Raw genomic sequence first — 17370 nt, 5'->3', positions numbered from 1 at the left:
GCCACTTGTGCACGCTTTCCACGGCGTGTCGCGTGCACAAGTGGCATCTCGCGGAGGGCGGGGGGCGGGGTCACGCGCGCCAGTAGTCGTAGGAGGAGGAGGCGCGGCAGCCCAGGGAGGCGTAGAGGCGGCGGGCGGGGGCGTTGTCGGCGAGCACCTGGATCCAGAGGCGGTCGACGCCGCGGGCGGCCGCCTGCCCGAGGAGGGCGCGGAGGATCGCGGCGGCGTGGCCGCGGCGGCGGGCGCCGGGCCGGGTCGCCAGGGCGAACAGGCCGCACCAGGGCTCCCCGTCCTCAGCGGTGGCCCGGGCGAGCCGACCGCAGGCGGCGGGGCCGCTCGCGTCGCGCAGCAGGGCGTAGGAGGAGTCGCAGCCCCGGAGGATCCGCTCGGCGATCGCGCGCTCGGCGTCGCCCCCGCGGCCGTCCACCGACCACCAGAGCGAGAGCCAGTCGTCGCCGGGGGCGTCGGCCGTCTCGACCGGAGCGGAGGCGGGTCCCAGTGCGGCGAGCGCCTGCGTCACGGAGCCGGTCAGCACGAGCGTGCGATCGTGCGGGGCGTAGCCGCGGCGGGCGAGCCGCACGGGCAGATCGTCGGGGAGCGTCGCGGGGCCGAGCTGGAACAGCGGCGGGATGCGCTGCTCGCGGGCGAACGCCTCCGCCGCCGTGATCGCCTCCTCGACGTCGTCGACCGCGCCGGAGGTCAGCACCGAGTTGGCCCGCTTGGTCACGCCCCCGGCGGCGCGCAGCTGCCAGCCGCCGAGCGCGCGGCGCTCGAGGGGCGGCCAGGCGTCGGCGGCGAGGCGGTCGAGGAGGCGCGGATCCATCCGCTCACGCTAGCGGCGGGCGTAGGCGGGCTCGTCGAGCCGGAGGTCCGGCCCTCCGGCTCGCGGAAACACCCCCGGCTCGCAGAAACGGCTCCGGCTCGCAGGATCCGCGCGATCGGACGAGCCGAGGCGGGTTCTGCGAGCCGGAGCCGGTGCAGTCGCGAGCCGGAGCACGCGGTGCGGGGGAGCTACATGTTGATCATGTGGCCCTTGAGACCGTGGAAGCCCTCCTGGAGCGCCTCCGACAGCGTGGGGTGGGTGTGCACGTTGCGGGCCAGCTCGGTCGCCGTGAGGTCCCACTTCTGCGCGAGCGTGAGCTCGGGGAGCAGCTCGGACACGTCGGGGCCGATCATGTGGGCGCCGAGGAGCTCGCCGTACTGCTTGCTCGCGATGAGCTTGACGAAGCCGGTGGGCTCGCCGAGGCCGTGCGCCTTGCCGTTGGCCATGAACGGGAAGGTCGAGACGGTGATCTCGTGGCCCTCGTCCGTCGCCTGCTTCTCGGTGAGGCCGAAGGACGCGATCTGCGGCTGGCAGAAGGTGGCGCGCGGCATCATCCGGTAGTCGCCGAGCGTCTGGGTCTCGGCCCCGGCGATGGTCTCGGCGGCGACGACGCCCTGCGCCTCCGCGACGTGCGCGAGCTGGAGCTTCGCCGTGACGTCGCCGATCGCGTAGATGTGCGGCACGTTGGTGCGCATGTACTCGTCGATGCCGATGGCGCCGCGCTCGGTGACCTCGACGCCCGTCTTCTCGAGGCCGAAGCCCTCGACGCGGGGGACCCAGCCGATCGACATGAGGACCTTGTCGACCTCGAGGGTCGACTGCGTGCCGTCCTTGCCGGTGTACGTGACGGTGACGTAGCCGTCCTTGTCGACGACGGACTCGACCTTGGTGGAGGTGAGGATCTCGACGCCGAGCTTCTTGTACTGCTTCTGGATCTCCTTGGAGACGTCCGGGTCCTCGTTGGGGAGGGCGCGGTCCATGAACTCGATGATCGTGACGTCGACGCCGTAGTTCTTCAGGACGTAGGCGAACTCCATGCCGATCGCGCCGGCGCCCACGATGGCCATCGTGTCGGGCAGCTCGCGGGTCATGATCTGGGTCTCGTAGGTGACGACGTTCTCGGAGAGCTCGACGCCGGGGAGGAGGCGGACGCTCGCGCCGGTCGCGATGATCGCGTCGTCGAAGGTGAGCGACTCGGAGCCGCCCTTGGTGAGCTGCACGTCGAGGCCCTGCGGGCCGGTGAAGGAGCCGGTGCCGTCGAACTCGGTGATCTTGTTCTTCTTCATCAGGAAGTGGACGCCCTTGGTGCGTCCGTCCGCGACGGTGCGGCTGCGGTCGAAGGCAGCGCCGAAGTCGAAGGAGACGTCGCCCGAGATGCCGAACTGCTTCGCCTGGGAGTGGAAGATGTGGGCGAGCTCCGCGTTGCGCAGGAGGGCCTTGGAGGGGATGCAGCCCACGTTGAGGCAGACACCGCCCCAGTACTTCTTCTCGACGATGGCGACGGACTTGCCGAGCTGGGCTGCACGGATCGCGGCCACGTATCCACCGGGGCCTGCCCCCAGGACGACGACGTCGAAGTGCTGGGCCATGGATGATCCTCCATCAGAGTCGTGAGATGTCGCGCGGGGAACCACGCCGTCTACCAGGGTACCGTTCCGCACCGACAGGACCCCGTGCTCCTCCGTGGGCGAACGGGACCCGCGCGGCGGGCGGGGAATGCCGGGGCGCGGCCCGCGGTTGGGACGGTGGGGCGACGAGGCCCTCCCTGCTCGGCACATCCCCGGAGAGAAGCACCCCATGACCGATACCGCCACCCGCACCGCCTCGACCAGCGCCCCGATCCTCGACGTGCTGGCCGAGCGCTGGAGCCCCCGCTCCTACGACGCCACGGCCGAGATCCCCGACGCGACGCTGACCGCGCTGCTCGAGGCCGCCCGCTGGTCCCCCTCGGCCGGCAACTCGCAGCCCTCGCGCTTCATCGTCGCGCGCCGCGGGACGCCCGAGTTCGACAGCATCGTCGGCACCCTCGTCGGCTTCAACGCCGCCTGGGCCGGCTCGGCCGGCGCGCTGATCGTCGCGCTCGCCGAGACCGTCGACGAGAAGGGCGAGGCGCGCCCGTGGGCCGTCTACGACCTCGGCCAGGCCGTCGCCCACCTCAGCGTCCAGGCGCACCACGAGGGACTGCACGTGCACCAGATGGCCGGCTTCGAGAAGGACGGCATCCGCACGGCCTTCGGCGTCGACGAGCGCTTCGACCCCGTGACCGTCGCCGCCGTGGGCGTGCTCGCCGGCCCGGAGGCGCTCGCCAGCGACGTGCTCCGCGAGCGCGAGACCGCGCCCCGCACGCGCCTGCCGCTCGAGGAGCTCGTGCTCGTCCAGGCGTAGTCGCACGACTCCCGGGCCCCGTCGGCCGCCGCACTCCGGTGCGGTGCCGGCGGGGCCCTCGTCGTGCGGGCTGCGGCTCGGCCGCCCGCGCTGTGTTACTCCGCGTTTCGTCCCGAGTCGGACTGCCGGGCGCGCGTCCGTACGATCGGACGGTCCGCCCGCCCGCCCCGCCTCGGAGCCCTCATGACCGGAACGCCCGCCCGCACGAGCCTCGCCTTCGACGCCGCGCTCGGGCAGTCGGCGTTCCCGGTGCGCTTCGACGGGGTCGGCCGCACCTTCGCCCCGGGAGCCCCCGTGCTGGCCGACGTCTCGCTCGACGTGCGCGCCGGCGAGGTGATCGCGATCCTCGGCCCGAGCGGCTGCGGCAAGTCGACGCTGCTGCGGATCGCCGCCGGGCTCGACACGGCGAGCGCCGGCACCGTGCTGATCGACGACTCCCCCGTGTCGGGCATCGACCCGCGCTGCGCGGTCGCGTTCCAGGAGCCGCGGCTGCTGCCCTGGCGCTCCCTCGCCGCGAACGTGGCCCTCGGGCTGCCGCGCGGGACGAGCCGCGAGGCCGGGCGCACCGCCGTGGACGAGCTGCTCTCGCTGGTCGGGCTGACCGCGCACGCCGGCTCCCGGCCGCGCGAGGTGTCCGGCGGGATGGCGCAGCGCGCGTCGCTGGCCCGCGCTCTCGCGCGGAACCCCGGCGTGCTGCTGCTGGACGAGCCGTTCGGCGCCCTCGACGCGCTGACCCGGCTGCGGATGCAGGACCTGCTGCTCGAGGTGCACGCGGCCGCGCCCGCGACGATCCTGCTCGTGACGCACGACGTCGACGAGGCGCTGCAGCTGGCCGACCGCATCGTGCTGCTCGGCCGCGACGAGCCCGGCGGCGTCTCGCGGATCCGGCAGATCATGACGGTCCCCGGAGCGCGGCCCCGCGACCGCGGCTCGGCGGAGCTCGCCGAGCGGCGGGTCGAGCTGCTCGAGGGCCTCGGGATCGAGCGGCACTAGCCCGCCCGGCCGTCGCAGCCGCTCCTCCCCAGGCGCCGATCCCGCCGCCCGTCCACGGATCGCGCGACCCGCTCCCCTCCGACTCCCCTGCTCCCGCACACTCGTCCCACTCCCGGAACCGCACCGAACTCGAGGCCCCCATGTCGTTCTCCCCCCTGTCGCTCACGAGCTCCTCGCTCACCCGCCGCACCGCGCTCGCGGGCCTGCTCACCGCCGCCGCGGTCCCGCTCCTCGCGGGCTGCGTGCAGGGCGAGGGCAGCGGCGGCGCGGCGGCCGCACCCGCCGCCTCCGACGCGTCCGGCACCAGGACGCAGGGCGGGACGCTGACGCTCGACTTCGCGACCTACAACCCGCTGAGCCTCGTCATCAAGGAGAAGGGCTGGCTCGAGGCCGCCCTCGCCGAGCAGGAGGTCACGGTCACCTGGGTGCAGTCGGCCGGCTCGAACAAGGCCAACGAGGCCCTGCGCGCCGGGGCGATCGACGTCGGCTCGACCGCCGGGTCCGCCGCGCTGCTCGCCCGCTCGAACGGCTCGCCGATCAGGACGATCGACATCTTCTCGCAGCCGGAGTGGTCCGCCCTCGTGGTGCCCGCCGGCTCGGCGATCACCGGCGTCGAGCAGCTCGCCGGCAAGCAGATCGCGGCCACCAGCGGGACCGACCCCTACTTCTTCCTGGTGCAGGCGCTCGAGGCCGCCGGGCTGAGCATCGACGACGTCACCGTGCAGAACCTCCAGCACGCCGACGGCTGGGCCGCCCTGCAGAACGGCTCCGTCGACGCGTGGGCCGGGCTCGACCCGATCATGGCGGGCGCCGAGGCGGCAGGGGCGACCCTGCTCTACCGCAACGTCGACTTCAACTCCTACGGGCTGCTCAACGCCACCGAGAGCTTCCTCGCGGCCAAGCCCGACCTCGCGCAGACCGTCGTGAACGCGTACGAGCACGCCCGCGTCTGGGCCCTGGAGAACCAGGAGGAGACGGCGGGCATCCTCGCCTCCGTCGCCGGGCTCGACGTCGCCGTGGCGACCACGGTCATCACCGAGCGCAGCAACCTCGACGTCGACAACGTCCCCGGCTCGGCGCAGACCGACGTGCTCTCCGTGATCGGCCCGATCTTCGTCGCGAACGGCGACGTCGCCTCGCAGGAGCAGGTCGACGCGGCCCTCGACTCGCTGATCGACGACACCTACGCGACGGCTGCCGACCCGTCCGCGATCGGCTGACGCGCTCCTGACTCCCGCCAGGACCTGCCCCACCGCACCCACCGCTTCACGCTCGAGGAGACGACGATGGCGACACGCGACGACCAGACCGTGACCGGCGCCGAGACCGCGACCGACGCCGACCTCGTGCGCCGGAGCACCGGACTCGTGCAGGCGCCCGGCGCCGTCGGCACCGCCGTGGTCGGACCGAGCGTCGAGGCGTCGCAGAAGCGGCTGCGCGACGACGAGGCGGCGCACGCCAGGCCGCTGACCTCGCGGCGCTGGTTCCTGCTCGTGGGCGGGGCGATCCTGCCGGTGCTGCTGCTCGCGGCCTGGCAGATCGCGACCACCACCGGGATGGTGTCGGTGTCGGTGTTCCCCTCGCCGGCGATGGTGTGGGCGGCGGCGGTCGACCTCGCGCAGCGCGGCGACCTCGGGCAGGACGTGGCGATCTCGACCCAGCGGGTGCTGATCGGCTTCGGCCTCGGCTCCGCGCTGGGGCTGCTGGTCGGCGCGCTCTTCGGGCTCTCCCGGGTCTGGGAGGTCGTGCTCGCGCCGACTCTCGGCGCGATCCGCGCGGTGCCGTCGCTCGCCTGGGTGCCGCTGCTGCTGCTCTGGATGGGGATCGGCGAGGAGTCGAAGATCACCCTGATCACGATCGGCGCGTTCTTCCCCGTCTTCACCACGGTCGCAACCGCCCTCGGCCACGTCGACCGTCAGCTGGTCGAGGCGGGCCGGGCGTTCGGGCTCTCGGGGGTGCGGCTGTTCACCGCGGTGCAGCTGCCCGCGGTGATCCCCTCGGTGATCGCCGGGCTGCGCCTGGCGCTCGCGCAGTCGTGGCTGTTCCTGGTCGCCGCCGAGCTGATCGCCTCGTCGATGGGCTTGGGCTTCCGCCTGACCGACAGCCAGAGCAACGGACGGATCGACCGCGTCTTCCTCGCGATCATCCTGCTGGCGGTGCTCGGCAAGCTCACCGACTCGATCGTGGGCGTGTTCCAGCGCTACGCGATCCGGAAGTGGGCGTGAGGATGACCGGCACGACGACCACGCCCGCGACGACCACGGAGGGACGACGATGAGCGACACGATCGCCAACCTGCTCGAGGAGTTCCGCCGCTTCCCGGCGCCCGAGGCCTTCGCCGCGCAGGCGAACGTCGGCCCCGACGAGCACGCCCGGGCCGGCGCCGACCCGGTCGCGTTCTGGGAGGAGGCCGCTCGGCGCCTCGACTGGGTCGAGCCCTGGCACACCGCCCACCGCTGGGAGCCGGCCTTCCCGCAGGAGGACGGCACGCTCTCCGTCCCGCGCGCCACCTGGTTCGAGGGCGGCACGCTCAACGTCGCCGTCAACTGCGTCGACCGGCACGTCGACGCGGGCCGCGGCGACAAGACCGCCCTGCACTTCGAGGGCGAGCGCGGCGACCGGCGCTCGATCAGCTACGCCGAGCTGCAGCGGGACGTCGCCCGGGCCGCGCACGCGCTCACCGCGCTCGGCATCGGCAAGGGCGACCGGGTCGTCGTGTACCTCCCGGTCATCCCGGAGACCGTCGTCATCACGCTCGCCATCGCGCGGATCGGCGCGATCCACTCCCTCGTCTTCGGCGGCTTCTCGGCCGAGGCCGTGCGCTTCCGCGTGGAGGACACCGGCGCGAAGCTGCTCGTCACGACCGACGGCCAGTTCCGGCGCGGCGCGGCCGTGCCGGTGAAGGCGAACGCCGACCACGCGGTCGCCGGCGTCGCCTCGATCGAGCACGTGCTCGTCGTGCGCCGCACCGGCGACGAGACCCCGGACATCCCGTGGACCGAGGGCCGCGACGTCTGGTGGCACGACGTGGTCGACGCGCAGCCCGACGTGCACGAGGCCGAGGCCTTCGACGCCGAGACGCCGCTGTTCATCATCTACACCTCGGGCACGACCGGGAAGCCCAAGGGCCTCGTGCACACCAGCGGCGGCTACCTCACCCAGGCCTCCTGGACGCACTGGGCCGTCTTCGACACGAAGCCCGACGACGTGCACTGGTGCACTGCCGACCTCGCCTGGGTCACGGCGCACACCTACGAGATCTACGGACCGCTCTCGAACGGCCTCACGCAGGTGATCTACGAGGGGACGCCGAGCACACCGCACAGCGCGCGGCACTTCGAGATCATCGAGCGCTACGGCGTCACGGTCTACTACACGGCGCCGACGCTCATCCGGACCCTGATGACCTGGTTCCCCGAGGGCGTGCCGGCGCAGTACGACCTCTCGAGCCTCCGCCTGCTCGGCACGGTCGGCGAGTCGATCAACCCCGAGGCGTGGGTGTGGTTCCACGAGAGGATCGGCGGCGGGCGCTGCCCGATCGTCGACACGTGGTGGCAGTCCGAGACGGGCGCGGCCGTGATGTGCCCGCTGCCCGGCGTCTCGACCCTCAAGCCCGGCTCCTCACTCGGCGCCCTGCCCGGACTCGGCGCACTCGTCGTCGACGAAGCCGGTGAGCGGGTGCCGAACGGCTCCGGCGGCTACCTCGTCGTCGACCGCACCGGCCCGGCGCTCGCGCGGACGGTCTGGGGCGACCCCGAGCGCTACCGCGACTCGTACTGGGCCCGCTACGCCGACCGCGGCTACTTCTTCTCCGGCGACGGCGCGAAGTACGACGCCGACGGCGACATCTGGGTGCTCGGCCGGGTGGACGACGTGATCAACGTCTCCGGTCACCGGCTCTCGACCATCGAGATCGAATCGGCGCTCGTCGCGCACCCGGCGGTCGGCGAGGCCGGAGTGGTCGGCGTCGCCGACGCGACGACCGGCCAGGCGATCGCGGCCTTCGTGATCCCGTCCGACGAGGCGATCGACCGCGCCGAGGACGACCCCGCCTACTGGACGGCGCTCGAGGCCGACCTGTCGAAGGTGCTGCGCGAGCACGTGGCCACGGCGATCGGTCCGATCGCCAAGCCGCGCGACGTGGTGGTCGTCCCCGACCTGCCGAAGACGCGCTCCGGCAAGATCATGCGGCGCCTGCTCGGCGACATCCGCGACGGCCGGGAGCTCGGCGACGTGACGAGCCTCCAGGACGACACGGTTCCGGAGCGGATCGCCCGCATCGTCGCTGCGCGCGGCTGAGGCGGCTCGGTCGTCGCGAGGACTCCTCGTCCGGCAGGGTGGGTCTCGATACGCCGCCGCCGGCGGCTGCTCGACCAGCATGGGCGCCCGCAGGGCGGGCCCCCAATCTATGGTGATCGAGTAGGCCGCGGAGCGGCCGTATCGAGATCCACCAGGGTCGAACAGTGAGTGTGCAGGCCCCCGTGCCGACGTCGCCGGGTCTCGATACGCCCCTGCGGGGCTACTCGACCAGCAGGGACGGCCCTGCGGGGCTGCTCGACCGGCAGGGGGGCGGGCGAGGCTGCCCGTCGGCTCCGAAGCGGGGCGGGGCGGGGGCATCCGGAGTAGCGTGGGAGCGTGCGCGATGTCCAGCAGCGAATCATCTCCGAGCTCCACGTCTCCCCCGCCGTCGACCCGGCCGCCGAGGTCGAGCGGCGCAGCGGCTTCCTCGCCGACTACCTCCGGCACACCGGCGCGAAGGGCCTCGTGCTCGGCATCAGCGGCGGGCAGGACTCGAGCCTGGCCGGCCGGCTCTGCCAGCTCGCGGTCGAGCAGGTGCGCGCCGACGGCGGCGACGCCTCCTTCATCGCCGTGCGGCTGCCGTACAAGGTGCAGGCCGACGAGGAGGACGCGCAGCTCGCGCTGAGCTTCATCCGCCCGGACCGTCAGGTGACCTTCGACATCCACGCAGGGGTCGACGGCATCGCCTCCGCGTTCGGCGACGCCGTGGGCGAGCCGATCTCGGACTTCGTCAAGGGCAACGTCAAGGCGCGCGCCCGGATGATCGCGCAGTACGCGATCGCCGGCCAGACGGGCATGCTCGTCGTCGGCACCGACCACGCGGCCGAGGCGGTGACCGGCTTCTTCACCAAGTTCGGCGACGGCGGCGCGGACGTCCTGCCGCTGACCGGCCTCACCAAGCGCCAGGGCCGCTCGCTGCTCGTGCACCTCGACGCCCCGGCCCGCCTCTACGAGAAGGCCCCGACGGCCGACCTCCTCGACGAGAACCCCGGCCAGACCGACGAGTCGAACCTCGGCCTGGTCTACGCCGACCTGGACACCTACCTCGAGGGCGGCGACGTCGCCCCCGAGGTCGCCGAGGCGATCGAGGCCCGCTACGCCGCGACCGAGCACAAGCGGCAGGTGCCGCTGTCGATGTTCGACGACTGGTGGCGCGCGTCCGCCGTGTACACGCCCGGCAACAACTGACAGCACGAGCCGCCCCGGAGGATCCTCCGGGGCGGCTCGCTCGTTCAGGGGTGCGTCAGTCCGCGGCGCGGGCGTTGTAGACGAGCACCTCGCCCGCGTCGACGTGCGCGCGGTAGGCGCGGAAGACCTCGAGCGCCTCGTCGCGCAGGACGCCGTCGACGACCTCGATGCCGCGCGCCTCGAACTGCGCGGCCCAGTCCTCGCGCATCGGACCCTCGTCGAACGTGGAGATCTCCTCGAGCTCGGGACCGGACCCGGCGACGACCAGGCGCCGCACGCCCGACCACAGCGTCGCTCCGTAGCACTGCACGCACGGCCGCCAGTTCACGACCAGCTCGTGCGCCGGCAGACCCTCGCCGCCGAGATCCCACGAGCCGAGAGCGGTCTGCGCGAGACCGAGCGCGGTGACCTCCGCGTGCCCGGAGGAGACCCCGCTGCCCAGGACCACGTTCACACCCACCGAGACCACGCGGCCGGAGTCGCGCTCCACGACGATCGCGGCGAACGGACCGCCGTTGCCCTCGCGGAAGTTGCGGTCGGCGAGAGCATGCACGAGAGCCATGCGGTCCTCGCGCTCGGGCAGGAACTCCGGGACGTCGCGCACGGCGTCCTCGATCCAGGCGGGCAGGGCGATCTCGTAGCGGGTGGCGAGGCGGTCGATGTCCATGCCCCCATCGTGGCATCAGCGCTGCCGGTGGTCGGACTCCCCGGCCGGGCGGAGGGGGGCCGGGCGGACGGCACGCGGGCGGACGTCAGCCGGCGAAGGCGGCCTCGAGCGCCGAGGCCTGTGCCGCCCAGAAGCGCTTCGCCACTCCGGTGCGGCGGAAGAGGGCGTCGAAGCCGTGGAAGGCGCCCTCGACGATCTCGAGCGCGCACGGCACTCCGGCGGCGCGCAGGCGCTCGGCGTAGCGCACGTCCTCGGCGTGGAAGAGGTCGAGCGTGCCGACGCCGATCCAGGCGGGCGGGAGTCCGGAGAGGTCCTCGCGGCGGGCGGGGGCGGCGTAGGGCGAGACGCCGGGACCGCCGGGCTCGGTGCCGAGGTACGACGTCCAGCCGAAGCGGTTGCTGCCCGGCGTCCAGACGCGCAGGCCGCGGGGAGCGGCGCCGGGACGGGTGACGGTGCGGTCGTCGAGCATCGGGTAGGCCAGCAGCTGGAGGACGGGCTGCGCTCCCCCGCGGTCGTGCGCCATGAGGGTCGCGCCCGCGGCCAGCCCGCCGCCCGCGCTGGCCCCGCCGAGCGCGATCCGCTCGGGATCGACGCCGCGCTCGTCGGCGTGCTCGGCCAGCCAGCGGAAGGCCGCCAGCACGTCCTCGAGGGCGGCCGGCGCCCGGTGCGCGGGCGAGAGGCGGTAGCCGACGGACAGCACGCTGATGCCGAGGGTGCGGGCGAAGGCGATGTTCGACGCCTCGTCCTGCAGGTGGCTGCCGAGCACCATGCCGCCGCCGTGCACCCAGACCAGCGCGGGCGCGGCGCCGCGCAGGGTCCGCGGGCGGTAGCTGCGCGCCCGGATCGAGGCGCCCTCGGGCCCGGGGATCTCGAGGTCCTCGACGATCAGGTCGGGCGGCGCCTCCCCGCCGGTCTGCTCGCGGCGGGTGGCGAGGCGGAGCAGCCGCGGGCCGAGCGAGACGGGCGGCAGGAAGCGGCCGAGCGCGAGATCGGGGTGGAAGAGGGGCGCCGAGGCGCCGCGCGGTGACGCGGTCATGCGCGGGAGGCTACTCCTCGCGGCCGCACGGCGCCCCTCCTCCGATACCGCGCTACGGACGGACGAGCGTCTTGATCGCGCGGCGCTCGTCCATCGCGGCGTAGGCCTCCGCGATCTCCTCGAGCGGGAGCTCGAGGTCGAACACCAGGCCGGGCTCGATCGCGCCGCTGAGCACGTCGGGGAGCAGCTCCGCCATGTAGCCGCGGACGGGGGCGACGCCGCCGTTGACGCCGACGTTCGAGCCGAACATCTGGCGCACGGGCAGCTCGGGGCCGCCGTTGGGGACGCCGACGTAGCCGACCATGCCGCCGGGGCGGGCGGAGTCGAGCGCCTGCTGCATCGACTCCTTGGTGCCGACGCACTCGAGGACGCAGTCGGCGCCGATGCCGTCGGTGAGCTCGCGGACGCGCGCGACGCCCTCGTCGCCACGGGTGTCGACGATGTGGGTCGCACCGAAGCGGGTGGCGAGCGCCTGGCGGGACTCGTGCCGCGACATCGCGATGATCGTGGTCGCGCCGAGGCGCTTGGCCGCCAGCACGGCGCAGAGGCCGACCGCTCCGTCGCCGACGACCGCGACGGTCGAGCCGGCGGTGACTCCGGCGGAGACGGCGGCGTGGTGGCCGGTGCCCATCACGTCGGCGAGGGTCAGCAGGCTCGGGATGAGGGCCGGGTCCGGGTCGGTGCCGACGCGGAAGAGCGTGCCGTCGGCGAGCGGGACGCGGACCTTCTCGCCCTGCGCGCCGTCGGCGAAGCCCTGCTCGCCGACCTCGGCGCCCCACCAGCCGCCGGTGAGGCAGGAGGTCGAGACGCCGTTCGCGCAGTTCGCGCAGGTGCCGTCGCAGACGTAGAAGGGGGCGATCACGAAGTCGCCGACCGCGATGTCGTGGACGTCGTCGCCGATCTCCTCGACGACTCCGACGAACTCGTGGCCGATGCGGTGCGCCTCCTTCGTCGGGGTGACGCCGCGGTACGGCCAGAGGTCCGACCCGCAGACGCACGCGGCGGTGACGCGGACGATCGCGTCGCGACCGGTGGAGAGGACGGGGTCGGGCACCTCCTCGAGTCGGACGTCGCGCTCGCCGTGGATGATCGTTGCTCGCATGGGGGTCTCCTGCTCGAGAGGGGGTGGGCGTCGTCCACCGTACGCCGGTGGCGCGGAGGCATCGGTGCCGGGACAGGGGCTTGCACGAACGTCCGCGGGCGCTACGGCGGCGCCTCCCGCCAGCCGTCGGCGCCGATGACGACGTGCGCGACGAAGCGCACCCCGCAGGCCGCGCAGGCGTCGGCCAGCGCCCGGGTCGCGGCGCGGTCGGACGGGAGGACGTGCGCGCCCGCCGCGTGGCTGTGCGCGAGACCGACCGCCGCCGCTCCCCGCGCGAGCACCTCGGCGAGGATCTCGGACACCGGCACGTCGGCGTGGGTGGGCGGACCGTCGGCGAGCGCGATGACGTCGCGCACCGCTCCGGCGGCGGTCAGGGCGACCGCGAGCACGGTCTCGCTCGGGCGGGCGGCCAGGAGGGGCGCGACCAGCTCGGCGAGGCCGGCCGCGTCGGCGATGCGTGCGGCCCGCCCGGCGCGGTTCATCCTCCGCCGCAGCTCGAAGGACGCGACGATGCGGCAGGCCGCGACCTCGCCGACGCCGCGCTGGCGGACCAGGTCGGCCACCCCCGCCCGCGACACCGCGTCGATGCCGCCGAAGCGCGCCAGCAGCCGCTGCGCGACGACGGTGGCGTTCGCTCCGCGCACCCCGCTGCCGATCAGCACGGCCAGGGTCTCCGCGTCGGTCAGCGCCTCGGGCCCGCGCTGCCGCAGCCGCTCGCGCGGGCGCTCCTCGGGCGCGAGGTCGGCCATGCGGGGGCCGATCGGGAGTGTGCTCATGGGCGGGACGCTACCCGCCGGTACCCGCCCGGCGAGGGCCTCGATCGGCGACTGTGGACGACCCGCCCGACTCCGCCCCCTGTGGAGGAGCGTCCGCCGCCGACCGCCCGCCCGACCCCTCGAAAGTTGCGGTAGTCGAGCGCGACTACCGCAACTTTTGAGGGATGGGGAAGGGAGGGGAGGGGCTGAGCGGTCGAGGCGCGGGGAGGAGCGGCGCGGTGGAAGGGCGGGCCGCGGCCTACGGGGTCGTCAGGCCCGCGGAGACCTGGAGGCCGTCGGGGCCGACGTCGACGAGCACGACGTCGCCGTCGCGGATCGAGCCGTCGAGCAGGGCCGTCGCCAGGCGGTCGTCGATCTCCTGCTGCATCAGGCGGCGCAGCGGACGGGCGCCGTACTGCGGGTCGTAGCCGCGCTCGGCCAGCCATCCGCGGGCGGAGGGCGTGACCGCGAGGTCGAGCCGTCGCTCCGCCAGCCGGCGCGAGAGCCGGTCGACGTAGAGCGAGACGATCTCGCCCAGCTCGGTGCGGTCGAGCGCCTCGAACACGACGATGTCGTCGAGCCGGTTCACGAACTCGGGCTTGAAGGCCTGCCGCACCATCTGCTGCACCGCCTCGACCTTCTGCGGGCGGGTCAGCGTCGGATCGACGAGGAACTGCGAGCCGAGGTTCGAGGTGAGGATGAGGATCGTGTTGCGGAAGTCGACCGTGCGCCCCTGGCCGTCGGTCAGGCGGCCGTCGTCGAGCACCTGCAGCAGCACGTCGAAGACCTCGGGGTGCGCCTTCTCGATCTCGTCGAGCAGCACGACCGAGTACGGACGGCGGCGCACCGCCTCCGTCAGCTGGCCGCCCTGCTCGTAGCCGATGTAGCCGGGAGGGGCGCCGACGAGCCGCGAGACGGCGAACTTCTCGCCGTACTCCGACATGTCGATCCGCACCATCGCCTTCTCGTCGTCGAAGAGGTGGTCGGCCAGCGCCTTCGCGAGCTCGGTCTTGCCGACCCCGGTCGGGCCGAGGAAGAGGAACGAGCCGGTGGGCCGGTCGGGGTCGGAGACGCCCGCGCGGGTGCGGCGGACGGCGCCGGCGACGGCCGAGACCGCCTCGTTCTGGCCGATCAGGCGCCGGTGCAGCTCGGTCTCGAGGTGCAGCAGCTTCTCCGTCTCGCCCTGCATCAGCCGGCCGACGGGGATGCCGGTCCAGGCGGCGATCACCGCGGCGATGTCGTCCGAGGTGACCTGCTCGTTGACCATGCGGCCCTCGGCCGGCTGCTCCTCCTGCTCGGCGGCGGCGAGCTCGCGCTCGGCGGCCGGGATGTCGCCGTAGAGCAGGCGCGAGGCGCGCTCGAGGTTGCCCTCGCGCTGGGCCCGCTCGGCCGCGATCCGCAGCGCGTCGAGCCGGTTCTTCAGGTCGCCGATGCGGTTGAGGGAGGCGCGCTCGCGCTCCCAGCGCTGCTGCAGCTCACCGAGGTGGGCGCTGCGCCGGGCGAGGTCCTCGCGCAGCACCTCGAGCCTCGCCTTCGAGGCCTCGTCCTTCTCCTTCTTCAGCGCGAGCTCCTCGAGCTTCAGCCGGTCGACGGAGCGGCGGAGCTCGTCGATCTCGACGGGCGCCGAGTCGATCTCCATCCGCAGTCGCGAGGCGGCCTCGTCGATGAGGTCGATGGCCTTGTCGGGGAGCTGCCGCGCCGTGATGTAGCGGTTGGAGAGCGAGGCGGCGGCGATCAGCGCCGAGTCGGCGATGGCGACCTTGTGGTGCGCCTCGTAGCGCTCCTTGAGACCGCGGAGGATCGCGACCGTGTCCTCGACGGTCGGCTCGCCGACGAACACCTGCTGGAACCGGCGCTCGAGGGCCGCGTCCTTCTCGATGTACTGGCGGTACTCGTCGAGCGTCGTGGCGCCGATCATCCGCAGCTCGCCGCGCGCGAGCATCGGCTTGAGCATGTTCGCGGCGGCCACGGAGCCCTCGCCGCCGCCCGCGCCCATCAGCGTGTGCAGCTCGTCGATGAAGGTGATGATGCGGCCGCCGGAGTCGTTGATCTCGGCGAGGACGGCCTTCAGCCGCTCCTCGAACTCGCCGCGGTACTTCGCGCCCGCGATCAGCGCGGAGAGGTCGAGGCTGACGAGGCGCTTGCCCTTGAGGCTGTCGGCGACGTCGCCCGCGACGATCCGCTGCGCGAGCCCCTCGACGACCGCCGTCTTGCCGACGCCGGGCTCGCCGATGAGCACGGGGTTGTTCTTGGTGCGGCGCGTGAGCACCTGGCTGACGCGCCGGATCTCGGCGTCCCGCCCGATCACCGGGTCGAGCTTGCCGCTCGCCGCGATCGCGGTCAGGTCGACGCCGTACTGCGCGAGAGCGGACGACTCGTCCTGCTGGGGCATCCGACCGGCCTGCATCTGCATCTCCTCCTTGCGGTTCGAAAGTTGAGTTCGAATGACTCAACTTTACGCCCGCCGGAGATGTTCCCGCGGGTCGATGAGAGATTTCGGGACGCGGCCCCGCGGATCAGGCGGTGAGCCGGCCCTCGCCGAGGCCGCCGAGGCCACCGCGGAGCGAGCCGAGCGCATCGCGGAGCACGGCGCGCAGGCGCGACTCGCGCACCCCCGTCAGCGCGGCGATCTCGCTCTGGGAGTAGCGGCCGGCGACGGCGAGCAGCAGCAGCTCCCGGTCGGGGCAGGCCAGCGCGAGGAGTCCGTCGGACAACGGGCGGCGCGCGGTCGCCGAGGCGGAGCCGAGCGTCTCGCAGAGGACCTCCAGCAGCCACAGCACCGGCTCGGGCGAGCGGGCGCCCTCGCGGGCGCGGCGCCAGACGGACGCGAAGGCCTCGATGCAGAGCCGGTCCCGGGTGGCGGCATCGGCCTGCACGGTCGCGATCGACGCGGTGAAGAGGCCGCCGAAGCGGTCGAACAGCTCACCGAACGCGGCGCGGTCCCCCGTCGCGACGGCCCGGAGGAGCCGCGCGGCGGTCTCCGTCAGGGCAGGGCGGTCCCGCTCCGGACCCGCGTCGTCGCCGTGTTCATGCATCTGCACACAATGACACCGCAACCCCGTCCGTGGCACCAGTTGCGGTCACACCCGTCAGGGGGTAATTAACGCGGCGGGCCGCCCGTCAGAGCTTCGGCCAGCGCGCCCGGGCGAAGCAGAACGCGCCGTAGGCGATGAGGCCGACCGCGACGGCGCCGAGCAGCGCGACACCGAACGGCAGCTCGGTCAGGGACTTCAGCGCCTCGTCCAGGCCGCCCGCCTGCTCGGGGTCGTGCTTCACCGCGGCGACGATCAGCAGGACGCCGAGCGCTCCGAGCACGATGCCCTTCGCGACGTAGCCGGCGATGCCGAGGTAGGTGACGACACGACCGGCCGTGCCACCGGGCAGGGCGACGTTCTCGAGGAACTTCTTCGAGGCGCCGCGGTAGACGAAGACGCCGCCGACCACGAGGACCGCGAGTCCGGCGATCACGAGGAGCACCACTCCGCCCGGCGCCGCGAGGAGCTGAGCGCTCGCGCTCTGCGACGTCTCGGACGAGTCGGAGCTGCCGCCCATCGCGAAGCGCAGCGTGGTCACGCCGAGGGCGGCGTAGACGACGGCCTTCGCCGCCTCCTTGAGCCGGCTGCCCCAGCGGGACGCGGCGCTGTCGCCGCCCGCGACCAGGAACGCCTCGAGGATCCCCCAGAGGGCGAGGCCGAAGAGACCGATCGCGCAGACCCAGAGCACGACCGTTCCGCCGGGCTGCGCGGCGAGCTGCCCGAGTGCTCCGCTCTGATCGGCCTCGCCGCCGCCGCCCTGCGCGACCTGCAGCGCGATGACGCCGATGAGGAGGTGGACGAGGCCGTTCGCCGCGTAGCCCCCGCGGGCGAGGGTGCGCACCGCGGTCGAGTCCTGCGCGTCGTCGGCGGCGCGCTTGGCCTGGGTTCCTGAGGGAGTGTTCACACGCCGGACCGTACGCGGTTCGGGCCGCCGCGTCTAACCCGGAGCGGATCGCCCCGGTCCGCGGGCGGCCGTTCACCGGTCGGACACCCCCTGTTTCCACACCTTGTGCACACCCGGATCCGCCGCGGGACCAGCGATGCGCGGCGGGCGGCGGCGGTGAGGACGCTCGTTCTCCACATCTCT

Annotated in this window: 15 protein-coding genes; 6 read left to right on the top strand and 9 right to left on the bottom strand. The window is 73.6% G+C overall.

Annotated elements, in window-relative coordinates; translation table 11 throughout:
• Nucleotides 1-70: 70 nt before the first annotated feature.
• Together HQQ82_RS14765 and lpdA are read right to left on the bottom strand one after the other, a co-directional pair.
• The gene (locus tag HQQ82_RS14765) at nt 71-823 is read right to left on the bottom strand and encodes an N-acetyltransferase (RefSeq protein WP_173234500.1); all 753 of its coding nucleotides are present in this window, start codon (nt 821-823) and stop codon (nt 71-73) included.
• Between the two features lie 188 nt (nt 824-1011).
• Entirely contained in the window at nt 1012-2412 is a 1401-nt protein-coding gene (gene lpdA / locus HQQ82_RS14760; protein WP_173234498.1) for a dihydrolipoyl dehydrogenase, read from the bottom strand.
• 208 nt (nt 2413-2620) lie between these two features.
• Here lpdA and HQQ82_RS14755 point away from each other — a divergent pair, with 208 nt between their 5' ends.
• The 6 genes from HQQ82_RS14755 to nadE all read left to right on the top strand — a co-directional run bounded on the left by HQQ82_RS14755 (nt 2621) and on the right by nadE (nt 9688).
• Nucleotides 2621-3208 (top strand): nitroreductase family protein, encoded by a 588-nt coding sequence (locus HQQ82_RS14755; protein WP_173234496.1) that lies wholly within the window; start codon nt 2621-2623, stop codon nt 3206-3208.
• Between the two features lie 183 nt (nt 3209-3391).
• Nucleotides 3392-4201, top strand: a complete 810-nt coding sequence (locus tag HQQ82_RS14750) for an ABC transporter ATP-binding protein (RefSeq protein ID WP_173234494.1) — start codon at nt 3392-3394, stop codon at nt 4199-4201.
• A 140-nt stretch (nt 4202-4341) separates the two neighbouring features.
• Nucleotides 4342-5421 (top strand): aliphatic sulfonate ABC transporter substrate-binding protein, encoded by a 1080-nt coding sequence (locus tag HQQ82_RS14745; protein WP_173234492.1) that lies wholly within the window; start codon nt 4342-4344, stop codon nt 5419-5421.
• Nucleotides 5422-5487: 66 nt separating this feature from the next.
• Nucleotides 5488-6426, top strand: a complete 939-nt coding sequence (locus tag HQQ82_RS14740; RefSeq protein ID WP_173234490.1) for an ABC transporter permease — start codon at nt 5488-5490, stop codon at nt 6424-6426.
• A gap of 49 nt (nt 6427-6475) precedes the next feature.
• Nucleotides 6476-8500 carry an acetate--CoA ligase gene (gene acs / locus HQQ82_RS14735; RefSeq protein WP_173234488.1) on the top strand — a complete coding sequence of 675 codons (2025 nt, stop codon included), beginning with the start codon at nt 6476-6478 and terminating at the stop codon, nt 8498-8500.
• A gap of 336 nt (nt 8501-8836) precedes the next feature.
• Complete coding sequence (gene nadE, locus HQQ82_RS14730) at nt 8837-9688, top strand: ammonia-dependent NAD(+) synthetase (RefSeq protein ID WP_173234486.1); 852 nt, start codon at nt 8837-8839, stop codon at nt 9686-9688.
• 55 nt (nt 9689-9743) lie between these two features.
• Here the strand turns inward: nadE and HQQ82_RS14725 are convergent, their stop codons facing one another.
• From HQQ82_RS14725 to HQQ82_RS14695, 7 genes are all read right to left on the bottom strand, one after another.
• Nucleotides 9744-10355 carry a nucleoside deaminase gene (locus tag HQQ82_RS14725; RefSeq protein ID WP_173234484.1) on the bottom strand — a complete coding sequence of 204 codons (612 nt, stop codon included), beginning with the start codon at nt 10353-10355 and terminating at the stop codon, nt 9744-9746.
• An 85-nt stretch (nt 10356-10440) separates the two neighbouring features.
• Entirely contained in the window at nt 10441-11391 is a 951-nt protein-coding gene (locus tag HQQ82_RS14720; protein WP_173234481.1) for an alpha/beta hydrolase, read from the bottom strand.
• 52 nt (nt 11392-11443) lie between these two features.
• Nucleotides 11444-12493, bottom strand: a complete 1050-nt coding sequence (locus HQQ82_RS14715; protein ID WP_159982817.1) for a zinc-dependent alcohol dehydrogenase family protein — start codon at nt 12491-12493, stop codon at nt 11444-11446.
• Between the two features lie 101 nt (nt 12494-12594).
• A complete protein-coding gene (locus HQQ82_RS14710; RefSeq protein ID WP_173234479.1) occupies nt 12595-13269 on the bottom strand; it encodes a RadC family protein in 675 nt (224 codons plus the stop codon).
• 238 nt (nt 13270-13507) lie between these two features.
• Nucleotides 13508-15655: an ATP-dependent Clp protease ATP-binding subunit gene (locus HQQ82_RS14705; RefSeq protein WP_173234477.1), complete on the bottom strand. Its 2148-nt coding sequence runs from the start codon at nt 15653-15655 to the stop codon at nt 13508-13510.
• Between the two features lie 109 nt (nt 15656-15764).
• Nucleotides 15765-16283: a hypothetical protein gene (locus HQQ82_RS14700; RefSeq protein ID WP_173234475.1), complete on the bottom strand. Its 519-nt coding sequence runs from the start codon at nt 16281-16283 to the stop codon at nt 15765-15767.
• 85 nt (nt 16284-16368) lie between these two features.
• Complete coding sequence (locus HQQ82_RS14695; protein ID WP_173234473.1) at nt 16369-17187, bottom strand: DUF1206 domain-containing protein; 819 nt, start codon at nt 17185-17187, stop codon at nt 16369-16371.
• Nucleotides 17188-17370 lie beyond the last annotated feature (183 nt).

This window comes from Rathayibacter sp. VKM Ac-2856 (assembly GCF_013205055.1).
Classification (GTDB): domain Bacteria; phylum Actinomycetota; class Actinomycetes; order Actinomycetales; family Microbacteriaceae; genus Rathayibacter.
This window is presented reverse-complemented; position numbering and strand designations above follow the sequence as displayed.